The following is a 10,945-nucleotide window of genomic DNA, read 5'->3' on the forward strand; positions in this document are numbered from 1 at the left end:
GATCGGGTCCGTCGCTGCCGGCGAAGCTCCACAGGAGATGATCGCCCGTGCCGGCGGCGCGGGCCTCGCCGCGCAGGCGGCGGCCGTTGACCGCCACGCTTTCGATCGAGGCGGCGCCGTCGCGGCGGGCGGCGCGGGCGGTCGCGGTGAGCAGCTCGTTCTGGCCGGGGCTGTCGGCGAGCTCGGCCGGCGCCGCGCCGCCGCCGAACCAGCGCCCCCAGGTGGCGTTGGCGACGACCAGCCGGCCCTCGGCGTCAGTCAAGGCGAGCGCGATATTTGGCCCGGCGCAGTCGAGCGCGGCACGGAGCAGCCGCGCGTCCGAGTGACCCGCCTGTTCGTCGACGACCGCCGCGGCGCGCGGGCCGCGGCGGGGGATGAGCAGCACCGCGCCGACGCCGAGCATCGCGGCGAGGAAGGCGCCGGCGAAGATCCGGTCGCCCACCGCCCAGAGCAGCAGGCCGGCGGAGGCGAGCGCGGCGAGGAGGAATAGGGGGATGTCACGGGCGCCGCTTGAGCGCACGAGCGCGCTCACGCCATCGGCTCCATGCCTCGCCGCAGTCGTCGCTTCCACTTGCGGCTTTGCCACCAGCGCCAGATCCCGACCGCGAGCAGATAGCTCACCGCGGCGCTGACCGTTGCGATCACGAACAGGCCGCTGACCGTCGCGAGCGCGGCGTCGGAGAACAGCCAGGCGAACCAATCGGAGACGCTCGCCTCCCGCCCCGGAACGCCTTGCTGGCCGCCCAGCCCGAGGCTGCTGCCGACGAAATAGGACGCGCCCAGCAGGAACGGCGTCGTGAAGGGGTTGGTGAGGAAGGTCATCGCCGCCGCGAGCGGGATGTTCGCCCGCAAGGGAATCGAGACTAGAGCCGAGCCGACGATCTGGACGCCCGGGATCAAGGCGAAGATGCCGACGAACATGCCGACCGCGACGCCGCGCGGGACGGAGCGGCGGGTGAAGCGCCAGAACTCCGAATGGAGCACGCGCTGGCCGAACGGCTTCATCCAGCGGCTCTGGGCCAGCTGCTCGCGGTCCGGCGTGTTCTTCGCCACCCAGCGGGTGAAGCGCTCAACCATGCTGCCTCAGCAAGCGCCCCTGCTCGCGCTTCCAGTCCTTTTCCTTCTCATATTCGCGCTTGTCGTGCGTCTTGCGGCCGCGCGCCAGCGCCAATTCGACCTTCGCCCGCCCGCGCGCGTTGAAATAGATCGAAAGCGGGACGAGCGTCATGCCCTGCCGGGCGACGGCGCCGAACAATTTCTCGATCTCGCGCGCCTTCAGGAGCAGCTTGCGCGGCCGTTTCGGCTCGTGGTTAAAGCGATTGCCGTGACTGAATTCGGGGATGTTGGCGTTGATCAGGAAGGCCTCGCCGTCCTTCACCTCGGCATAGCTCTCCTGGATCGAGCCCTCGCCGAAGCGCAGCGACTTCACTTCGGTGCCGGTGAGCGCGATCCCCGCCTCGAACTTGTCCTCGATGACATAATCGAACCGCGCCCGCCGGTTCTCGGCGACGACCTTCTTCTTGTCGAACTCGGGATGGCGGGGGCGGGGCATGAAGAGCACATAGAGTCTGGCCGGGCGGGAAGGCGAGGAATTTTCGTGTGTGAACCTTGCGAAAACGCTCAATGAAGGCCGCGGTTGGGCAGATAGAGCGGTGGCTGGCACTCCTGCACAAACGGGTCGGCCTCGGGTTCCCACGGAAAACGACCATCGACCGCGCCGGGCCAAACGATTTGCATTGCTCGAAATCCGTCATCGGTCCCACAGCGATGGCGGCGATACCAGAGCGCCGAATTGAAAAATTCGGGAACGATGCTGCTCGGATGCACGTCACGGATGATGCAATCGAAGCCGCCAATCACGCCAGACATTCTATCGCCGTCATGCACTTTGCGGCCGTCCTGCAGTTGGTGAAAGACTTCCCAAAGCATGGCGTGCATCAACTCGAAATCGAGACCAAACAGGATGAACTCTGGAGTTCCCAGCGTCTCCATGAAACCGATTGAATAGGCAAATCCCGGAGCCTGACTTTCCGGGTCGGCGCCGACACATAGGCAAAACCAACCGTGCTCACGAACCGCATCCATGAGCTCCAGCTCGTAATCGTTGTAATTGTCGCTCACCTAAGTCAGCCCAGCATGCGCCAGCGCCGCATCGACCGCGGCGCGGCTTGCTTCGCTCGGCGGAGTCATCGGCAGACGGAGCTCGGCGGAGAAGCCGCCGTGGATTCGGCTCAGCGCATACTTGGTCGGGCCGGGCGAGGCGTCGCTGAACAAGGCGGCGTGGAGCGGGTAGAGCTTGTCCTGCAATCTCAAGGCCATGCCCCAATCGTCTGAAAGTAGGGCATTCTGAAAGTCCGCGCAGAGACGGGGTGCGACATTGGCGGTTACCGAGATGCAGCCCCGCCCGCCCATCGCGTTGAAGGCCAGGGCCATGTCGTCGTTGCCGGAGAGCTGGATGAAATCCGCGCCGCAGGCCGCGCGCTGGGCGGAGACGCGGGCGAGATTGCCGGTCGCGTCCTTGACCGCGATCACGTTGGCGATCTTCGCCAGCCGCGCCATCGTCTCGACCGCGATGTCGGTGATCGTACGGCTCGGCACGTTGTAGAGCACGATCGGGATATCCACCGCCTCGGCCACGGCGGCGAGATGGGCGTAGATCCCCTCCTGGTTCGGGCGGTTGTAATAAGGCGGGACGTGGAGCGCGGCGTCCGCCCCCGCCTCCTTGGCGGCGCGGGTCAGAGCGATGGCGTGGCGCGTGTCGTTGGAGCCGCAGCCGGCGACGACCGGCAGCTTCCCGCCCGCCTGCTCGACGCAAATCTCGATGGCGCGCTTGTGCTCAGTCGAATCGAGCGTGGCCCCCTCGCCGGTCGTGCCGCAGGGGACAAGGCCATGACTCCCTTCGGATATTTGCCAGGCCACGAAGTCGCGATAGGCGCCCGCGTCAAACGCTTCGTCGCGGAAAATCGTCACCAGAGCCGGGATCGACCCTTTCAGCATCCTCGCCTCCTTCACCCCGCGGCAAAGCATGGCCTAGGGAGGAACATGCGGGCATCCGGGGGATGTTCATGGCCTGATAAGGAGGGGGGCGTCATTCTGTCCAGCATGCGTAACAGTGCCGGTTTGTTTCTTTTACTCGGGATTTCCGCGACGGCGCTCGCCGCCAGCTCGGAGGGCGCCGGCTTGCTCGGCCGCGCGGAGGGGCCCGCCGCCACCCGGCCGGTGCTGGTCCCGGTGCTGACCGCCGTTGCTCAGTACGGTCCGTCTCAAGCGCAATCGCCAGCAATCGCGAGCGCGGTCGCGCGCTGGCAGAGCCTCAGGCAGAGCGACAGCCTGCCCTTCTCCGCTTACGCCTCCTTCCTCGCCAGCTATCGCGGCTGGCCCGGCGAGACGGCGATGCGCCGCGCCGCCGAGGGGCGGCTCTCGGTCGAGCCCGTCGCGCCGCGCGAGGTGCTGCGCTATCTCGAGCAGCATCCGCCGCTCACGCCCGGCGGCCACGCCCAGCGCGCGCTCGCTCTGCTGGCCAGCGGCCAACGCTCCGAGGCGCTCGCCGCCGCACGCGAAGCCTGGACCGCCGGCGTGATGCCGGTGACCGACGAGCAACGCCTGCTCGGCGCCTTTTCGGGCGGCTTCACGCCGGAGGATCACGACCGGCGGCTCGACGTCCTCCTCTCCAACGGCGACCGGCAGAGCGCGACCCGGGCCCTGTCCTGGGCCTCGCCGGCACGCCGGCTGATCTTTGAGACGCGGCTCGCGCTGCAGACGCGCGCGGCGGACGCCGCGGCCCGGCTGGCCGCGCTCGGCGGCGCGGGCACGGGCGATCCCGGCCTGCTGATCGACCGGGCGATCTGGCTCAGGGAGACCGGCAATTCCTTCGGCGCCCGCCAATTGCTCGCCCAGCCGCGGCGCCTGAGCCACCGGCCGGCCAACCCCGAAAAGTTCATGGAGGCGATGGTCGCGATCGCCCGCGCCGCGGCCAACGACCGGCAATGGTCAACGGCGCATCAGATCGCGAGCCAGGTCGACGACATCTTCCCGCCCGACACCGACGTGAGCACCCGCTCCTATGGCGAGCGCGACGAATATACCAATCTCACCTGGCTCGCTGGCCAGGCGGCGCTGCGCATGGGCCGCCTTGCCGACGCGGCGGCGATGTTCGACCGCTACGGCCGCGCCGCCCAATCCTCACAGACCCGCGCCAAGGGCTTTTACTGGGCCGCGCGCGCCGCGACCGCGGGCGGACAGGCGGAGCGGGCCGCCGCCTGGCTCGAGCAGGCAGCCGCCGCGCCCGACCAGTTCTACGGCCTGCTCGCGCTCGAGCGGCTTGGGCGCCGGCCGCCGGCGCCGGCCGAGCTGCCGCCCGCGACCGCCGAGGAGCGCGCCGCCTTTCTCCGCCGCCCGCTCGCCGAGGCGGTCCGCCATCTCGGCGCGAGCGACCGGCGCAACGACCAGACGCTCTTCATCCGGGCGCTCGCCGGTTCGCTCAGGACCGACCGCGAGCGCGTCGCGGCCGCCGAGTTCGGGCGGATGATCGGCCGGCTCGACATGGGCGTCTGGGCGGCGCGCGAGGCGCGGAGCGGCGGCGAAAGCTTCTATGCCCGTCCCGCCTTCCCCGAAGTGTCGATCCCGGCGCCCTATCGCTCTCATTGGGCGGCGGCGCACGGCATCATGCGCCAGGAAAGCTCGTTCGAGCGCAGCGCGGTCAGCTCCGCGGGCGCGCGCGGGATGATGCAATTGATGCCGGGTACGGCGCAAATTGAGGCGCGCCGCGTCGGAGTCCCCTACAATCTCGGGCGCTTGACCACGGATCCCGACTACAACGTGCTGCTCGGCAGCGCCCATCTCAACATGCTGATGGACCGGTTCGGCAACAATCTCGTGCTGGTCGCGGTCGCCTATAATGCGGGGCCCGGCCGAGTGCCGCAGTGGACCGCGCGCAACGGCGATCCGCGCACGCCGGGCACCGACGTGATCGACTGGATCGAGGAAATCCCCTTCTCCGAGACGCGCAACTACGTCCAGCGCGTCGTCGAGAATGCGATGGTTTACGATCTCATGAACCCGAACGGCAGCCGCTCGAACGGCCGCATCTCCTACTTCCTCGGCCAGCGCACGATCCGCTGACCCTGCGTCCGCCAGCGCTTATTGGTCGCAATCCGTCCAATATTCGTCGTACCACGGCGTCGGATAGCCGTTGCCGGCGACGGTGTCGTCGCAGTAGATGATCGAATAGCCGACAACCTCGATCTTCTGCTCGTTGCTGTAATAGATGTGGTACAAGCGGTACTGGAGCAGGTTGGCCTGAGCGGCGAAGCTCATCGAGATCGCGGTTGCCACGAGCGTTAGGGCGCTGATGATTCTCATGGTCGTCCCCCTTGATTGCGCTACACTCACACTTCGTTGCGCAACAGGGGTTTCACCAGGGCTTCGTCGGCAAGTCGACCAGCATTCACACCGAATCGACCTGGATTTCGCGCCGGATCGGACCAGTGGTCGGGGAGACAGGATTCGAACCTGCGACCCTCTGCTCCCAAAGCAGATGCGCTACCAGGCTGCGCTACTCCCCGAACCTCCGGCGGCTATGTGGTGGGCCCGGCAGGATTCGAACCTACAACCAAGCCGTTATGAGCGGCCGGCTCTACCGTTGAGCTACAGGCCCTCCCCGTCAGCCGGATGTGCGATAGCGAAGCGCGCCGTGCAAGGCCAGTCGGTTCAGCCGCCCGCTTCGCCATTGCCCGCCAGCGGCGCGGCCTCGGTCAGCGCCGGGAGGAGGAGGCGGATGCGGCTCTCGCCGATGCGAAGCGCGCCGCCCGCCGCCCCGGCCAGATTGCGGACCAGGCGCAGCGCGAAGCCGAGGCCGAGCGCCGGCGCTTCGGGCCAGTCGCCCTCGGGGCTGAAACCGGGATCGAGCAGCTCGGCCTCGCCGAGGCCGGCGACCGCCTCCGGGCGGTCGATCGCGAATTCGAGCAGCGCCTCCTTGCTCGAAATGGTCGCGCCGAGCGTGGCGCCGAGCGTCTCCCCGCTTCGGGCCAGGCCGGTCGTAGCGGCGAGGAGGCGGGCGAAAATCCGCTCCGCGGTGTCCGGCGGCAGCCGCGCGGGCGGCAGTTCGGGCGCGATCTCGAGCCGAAGCATCGCTCCCCTCTCCTCCGCCAGTTGCGCATAGGAATGGTGCAGCCGGGCGACGAGCGCGCCCGCATCCACCGCGCCCGGATCGAGTTCGAGCCGGTCCGTCTCGATCCGCGCCGCCGTGTCGAGATCGTCGACCGCCGACAGCAGGCGCCGGGCCTGGTCCATGATCTCGGCGGCGCGGCCGCGATAGCCGCTCGCGGCCGGCCCCAGATACTGGCCTTCGATCATCTCGGCGAAGCCGATGATCGCATTCAAGGGTGTGCGCAGCTCGTGGATCAGCTGGCGCAGCGCATCGGGCTGGAATTGGGCGCCGAACACGCCCCCCCCGGGCTCGGCGCGCGCGGTCTCGTCGACGCGCGGCCGCCGCGCCGTGCCGCGATAGCCGAGGAAGCCGCCCCGCACCGGATCGAAGAAAGGCACGCCGGAGATCCGCCACTCGCCCGCCGCGGGGCCGATCCCTGCGACGGCGAAGCGCGCGTCTCGGAACGGCGCCCGCTTGGCTAAGGCGCCCGCCGCCTGGCCGTCGACACCATATTGGCCCGGCCCGGCGATGGCAGCGATGCCTTCCCCAACCAGGGGCCCGCGCGGCGCGCCTTCGACCCAGCGGATCACGCCGTCGCTGCCCGTCTCCCAGCGGAACCCTTCGACCGGCTCGGCCGCGGGCGCGGGAGCGGGCGCGGGCGCCTCGCCTTTCTGCCGGCGATAGGCTTCGATCCGCTCGACCAGCTCGCGGATCTGCGATTCCCCGCCGGTCGCGCCGGCCGTTTCGACGCTGCCTTCGATGACGAAGTCCGTCGGCCCGAACGCGGCGAGCGCCTGCCTGACCTCGGCCGGCAGGTCGCGCCGGTGGCGGAGCAGCGACCGCCCCGTCGGCCCGAGCCGGGGGAGCAAGGCGAGCCAGTCGTCGCGGCCGAGTCGCGCCGAACCGATCAGCGGCGCCGACACCGCGGGCACGTCCTCGGCAAAGAAGGCGAGCAAGGCCGGCGCTACCGGCAGGCCGGCCAGCGACCGCGCCGTCGCCACGCGAGTCGCGAGATCGACGCGGTCGCGGTTCGCGCGCAGGGAAGCGAAGGCGCGCGCGCGCGCCTCGCCGTCGCCGGCCCGCCTCTGGGCGAGCAGGTCGACGAGCTGGCACCATTGCGTTGGCTGCTCGGCCCCCGCGAGAGCGGTGGAAATCATGTCGTCGAAGCGCATCCCGATCGGCCTAAACCTTGGCGTGCGTCGGCGGAAGTGGCCCGCCGAGCCGCGTCGCAAAGTGGGACGGCGGGCCGGCAAAGAAAAAGGGCGCCGGCTTGGCCGACGCCCTCTTTCGCAACCCCTCCGGGAGCCGGTCAGGCCGCGGTGGCCGGACGCTCCAGCCAGGCCAGCCAGAGCTGCGCGAGATTGGCATAGCTTCCGCTCACCGCGCGGAAGGCCGCCTCGGCCTCGGCCCGCTGGCCGCCGAGCGCGAGCGCCGCGCCGAGCCGGGTGTTGACCATGCCGGCATCCTCGCCGCCTTTCTGAAGCGCCGCCCGATAGAGCTCGGCGGCGTCGGCATATTGGCCGTAGGCGTAATAGGCGTCGCCCATGATCCGCGCCTGCCGGCCGGTGCCAGCCAACGCTTGCGTGCGCGAGCGCGCGAGCGTCGGCCGGTCCTCGGCGATCCGCTCATTGGCCTGGGCGATCATCTGGCGCGCGGTCGAATCCCCGGCAGTGATGACGCCGCGGCTGATCCCTTCCTCGAGCAATGTCTTCTGCTCGTTCGGCAGGCCGGCACGGCCGAGCCGGTCGGCGAACTCGATATAGTCGCCGGGGCGCGAGAAGGCGTGGGCGACGCGCATCAGGCGGCGCACGTCAAGCCCGAGCGCCGCATCCTCGCCCGCCATCTGGCGGTAGCGGACCAAAGTCTCGCGCCAATTGTCGGCGGTCGGATAAGCGCGCAGCATACGCCGGCTGAATTCGAGCCAGGGCCCTTCCTGGCGCTGATCGAGCAGCAGCGCCGCAGTGCGGGTATAATATTCGGCAGGGGCGGGCTGGCCGCCGGCCTCCGCCGCCTGCAGCAGCCGCTGATAGAGAGTCAGCGCCTCGGCATTCTTACCCAGCTGGATCTTGACCTCGGCGAGCTGGCGCAGGCGCTCCAGGTCGTTCGGAGCCGCGTCGGTGAAACGGGTCAGCATCTGCTCCGCAGTCGGCCAGTCGCTTGCCTGGATGGCGAAGGAGGCGCGGGCGCCGACCAGGGTCTGGACGAACTCAGCCGGCGCCGCACCGCTCGCCAGCATCGCGTCGACCGCCTGAATCTGCATCTGCTGGTTCTGGGTGCCCTGCCCGATCTGAAGCTGGAACCGGCCGACGACGAAGCGCCCATAGGGGCTGGTCGCAGCGGTCTGCGCGGCCGGAAGAGCAGCAGCAGCAGCCGTCCAATCCTGGGCGTTGACCGCCGTCTGCAGCGGCTGGACGGCCGCGATCTCCTCGCGCGAGAGCTGCTGGCCCGGCGCCTGCCGCTCGCCGCGTTGCCGGCGCTCCCTGCGCTCGTTCCGCGGCTCGTCCTGCTGCGGCTGCGCCTGCGGCTGGGTTTGCGGCTGCGAATATTGCGCGGCCGCGGGGCTGGTGACGGCCGCCAGCGATGCGGCGAGGGCGAGCGTGGAAACCTTCATTCAAACCTCCTGTGCGCGCCAACTCGGCGCGGTGAACAAGCGAAAAAGCTAAGCGGATGGGCGCCCGGCCAGCCAAGCGAGCCAATAACCGGCAAGCTCGGCGCGCGGCCCTGTGACGAGCCGAAAGGCGGCCTCGGCCTCGGTACGCTGGCCGGCGAGCGCGAGCGCGGCGCCGAGCCGGGTGTTGACCAGATTCGGATCCTGACCGCCCTTCTGCAGCGCGGCGCGATAAAGCTCCGCCGCCTGAGCATATTGGCCGTGGCCGAAATGGGCATCGCCGGCGGCCAGCGCCGACGCGCCGTCGGCCGCGGCGAGCGCGCGGGTGCGGGCGGCGGCAAGGCCGGTCCGCTCGCGCGCGGCAGCGGGATTGGCGGTGGCGATCGCCTGCCGCACGGCCGCCTCGCTGGCATTGAGCATGCCGCGCGAGACGCCCTCGTCGAGCGCCGCCTTGGCCTCACCCGGATGGGCGCGCGCGAAGGCCTGGGCATGATCGAGATAGTCGCGCTCGCCGGCCAGGCCCTGACCGGCACGCGCAAGCCGCCGAATGTCGAGCTCGAGCGCCGGATCGCCCGCCACGGCCTGGCGGTAGGTGAGCAGGACGTCGCGCCAATTGGCGGGACTCGGATAGGCCGCCACCAGCTCCCGGCCGAGCGAGATGCTCTGCGGCACCAGCCGCCCTTCGACGGCGAGGCCGAGCGCACGCTGGTGCCAGCTTTCCGGCGCCGGCCGCCCGCTCGCGCGGTGCGCGGCGAGCGCGCGCTGGAGCAGCGCCACCGCCGCCGGCCGGTCGCCGAGCCGTGCCTTCATCTGGCCCGCGTCGGCGAGGACGGCGGGATGGTTCGGCTGTGCCTCGACCATCCGCTCCAGAATCCGGTCGAGCCGGCGAAGATCGTTGGCCGAGAAGGCGCGGCTCGCCTGGTTGGCGAGCAAGGCGGAGAGCTCGGCGCCCTGCGGCACGCCGCTGGCGATCATCTCGTCGGCGGCGGCGGCCATGGCTTGAGCGTCGCCGCGCTGGCGAGCGATCTGGAAATGGAGATTGGCGACGGCATAGCGGGCGTTGGCGCTGCGTGCGACGCCGCGCGCGGTCTGGACCGCGGCATCCTGCGCGGCCCGGTCCGTGCCGGCGGCAGCCGTTTGCAGCGCGGCGATCGCGGTCCGCTCCTCGCGCGTGAAGGTCAAAGCGGGCGCGGCGGCGGGCGGCTGCGCGGTTCCGGCCGTCGCGAGAGCGAGGCCACCGGCGGCGAGCAAGGCGGCCAGCCGGACTTTCGATGCCGTCATGAAAGCACGCCTCCCATCAGCCCAAAGCGGGGCGAATCCAGTGAAACCGTCCGCCCTGAGGGCCGTGGCTTCTACCGCCATAAGCGCCGGCTTTCTAGGGGGCGGGCCATGAACCGCGCTTGAACTGCGGCGGGCTGGAAAAGCCCGGTAAAACAACCATATGAACTCCCAATCCTCGCGCGCGCACGCGTACGCGCGCGCAGGGGTGGCGCCAGGCGCGTGCATCGGCTAGGACCGAAGCCGATCCATTGCCGCCCTTGCGGCGCCCATAGCAAACAATCTCCGGGAACCAAGACATTGGCCAGCCTGCCGCCGACCATCGAGCCTTCCGACATCTCCCCCATCTCCATCGTCGACGAGATGAAGACCTCCTATCTCGATTACGCGATGAGCGTGATCGTGGCGCGCGCGCTGCCCGACGTGCGCGACGGTCTGAAGCCCGTTCATCGCCGTATCCTCTACGCCTGTCAGGAGGGCGGTTTCGTCGCCGGCCGCCCCTATCGCAAATGCGCCAAGATCGTCGGCGACGTGATGGGCAATTACCACCCGCACGGCGACAGCGCGATCTACGACGCGCTGGCGCGGATGACGCAGGACTGGTCGTTGCGGGTGCCGCTGATCGACGGCCAGGGCAATTTCGGCTCGATGGATCCCGATCCGCCCGCCTCGATGCGCTACACCGAGGCGCGGCTCGCCAGGGTGGCGATGACCCTGCTCGACGATCTCGACAAGGACACAGTCGACTTCCAGCCCAATTACGACGCGTCGCGCGAGGAGCCGCAGGTCCTGCCGGCGCGCTTCCCGAACCTTCTGGTCAACGGCGCCGGCGGCATCGCGGTCGGCATGGCGACCAACATCCCGCCGCACAATCTGGGTGAGGTCATCGCCGCCTGCAAAGCCTATATGGA

General features: G+C 69.8%; 10 protein-coding genes, 2 tRNA genes and 1 pseudogene. 2 read left to right on the forward strand and 11 right to left on the reverse strand.

Going from position 1 to position 10,945, the window contains the following annotated elements; genetic code table 11:
- The 5 genes and pseudogenes from ACT4N8_RS10285 to dapA form a co-directional block, all read right to left on the reverse strand.
- Positions 1 to 532 (reverse strand): annotated as a pseudogene (locus ACT4N8_RS10285) (hypothetical protein); the annotation flags it as partial.
- Positions 529 to 1,077, reverse strand: coding sequence for a DUF2062 domain-containing protein (locus tag ACT4N8_RS10290; protein WP_444858040.1), 549 nt, complete (start codon positions 1,075 to 1,077; stop codon positions 529 to 531). The pseudogene ACT4N8_RS10285 and the gene ACT4N8_RS10290, both read right to left, overlap by 4 nt.
- Positions 1,070 to 1,552 carry an SsrA-binding protein SmpB gene (gene smpB / locus ACT4N8_RS10295; RefSeq protein WP_444858041.1) on the reverse strand — a complete coding sequence of 161 codons (483 nt, stop codon included), beginning with the start codon at positions 1,550 to 1,552 and terminating at the stop codon, positions 1,070 to 1,072. The genes ACT4N8_RS10290 and smpB overlap by 8 nt, the downstream gene beginning before the upstream one ends.
- A gap of 68 nt (positions 1,553 to 1,620) precedes the next feature.
- On the reverse strand, positions 1,621 to 2,121 hold the full coding sequence (locus ACT4N8_RS10300; protein WP_444858042.1) for a DUF4262 domain-containing protein: 501 nt from the start codon (positions 2,119 to 2,121) through the stop codon (positions 1,621 to 1,623).
- Positions 2,122 to 2,997 (reverse strand): 4-hydroxy-tetrahydrodipicolinate synthase, encoded by an 876-nt coding sequence (gene dapA, locus ACT4N8_RS10305; protein ID WP_444858043.1) that lies wholly within the window; start codon positions 2,995 to 2,997, stop codon positions 2,122 to 2,124.
- A 123-nt stretch (positions 2,998 to 3,120) separates the two neighbouring features.
- Here dapA and ACT4N8_RS10310 point away from each other — a divergent pair, with 123 nt between their 5' ends.
- Entirely contained in the window at positions 3,121 to 5,121 is a 2,001-nt protein-coding gene (locus ACT4N8_RS10310; RefSeq protein WP_444858044.1) for a lytic transglycosylase domain-containing protein, read from the forward strand.
- An 18-nt stretch (positions 5,122 to 5,139) separates the two neighbouring features.
- Here ACT4N8_RS10310 and ACT4N8_RS10315 read toward each other — a convergent pair whose 3' ends face one another.
- The 6 genes from ACT4N8_RS10315 to ACT4N8_RS10340 form a co-directional block, all read right to left on the reverse strand.
- Positions 5,140 to 5,361, reverse strand: a complete 222-nt coding sequence (locus ACT4N8_RS10315; RefSeq protein ID WP_444858045.1) for a hypothetical protein — start codon at positions 5,359 to 5,361, stop codon at positions 5,140 to 5,142.
- A 126-nt stretch (positions 5,362 to 5,487) separates the two neighbouring features.
- A tRNA-Pro gene (locus tag ACT4N8_RS10320) sits at positions 5,488 to 5,564 on the reverse strand.
- Between the two features lie 17 nt (positions 5,565 to 5,581).
- Positions 5,582 to 5,656 (reverse strand) — tRNA-Ile (locus ACT4N8_RS10325).
- Positions 5,657 to 5,709: 53 nt separating this feature from the next.
- Complete coding sequence (locus ACT4N8_RS10330) at positions 5,710 to 7,320, reverse strand: sensor histidine kinase (protein ID WP_444858046.1); 1,611 nt, start codon at positions 7,318 to 7,320, stop codon at positions 5,710 to 5,712.
- Between the two features lie 137 nt (positions 7,321 to 7,457).
- A complete protein-coding gene (locus tag ACT4N8_RS10335) occupies positions 7,458 to 8,759 on the reverse strand; it encodes a tetratricopeptide repeat protein (protein WP_444858047.1) in 1,302 nt (433 codons plus the stop codon).
- 48 nt (positions 8,760 to 8,807) lie between these two features.
- Entirely contained in the window at positions 8,808 to 10,037 is a 1,230-nt protein-coding gene (locus ACT4N8_RS10340; protein WP_444858048.1) for a hypothetical protein, read from the reverse strand.
- Between the two features lie 297 nt (positions 10,038 to 10,334).
- Between ACT4N8_RS10340 and ACT4N8_RS10345 the strand changes: the two genes are divergently transcribed.
- Positions 10,335 to 10,945, forward strand: a 611-nt coding sequence (locus ACT4N8_RS10345; protein ID WP_444858049.1) for a DNA gyrase subunit A, incomplete at its 3' end; no start/stop codon positions are given.

This window comes from Sphingosinicella sp., from assembly GCF_052387495.1.
GTDB lineage: Bacteria > Pseudomonadota > Alphaproteobacteria > Sphingomonadales > Sphingomonadaceae > Allosphingosinicella.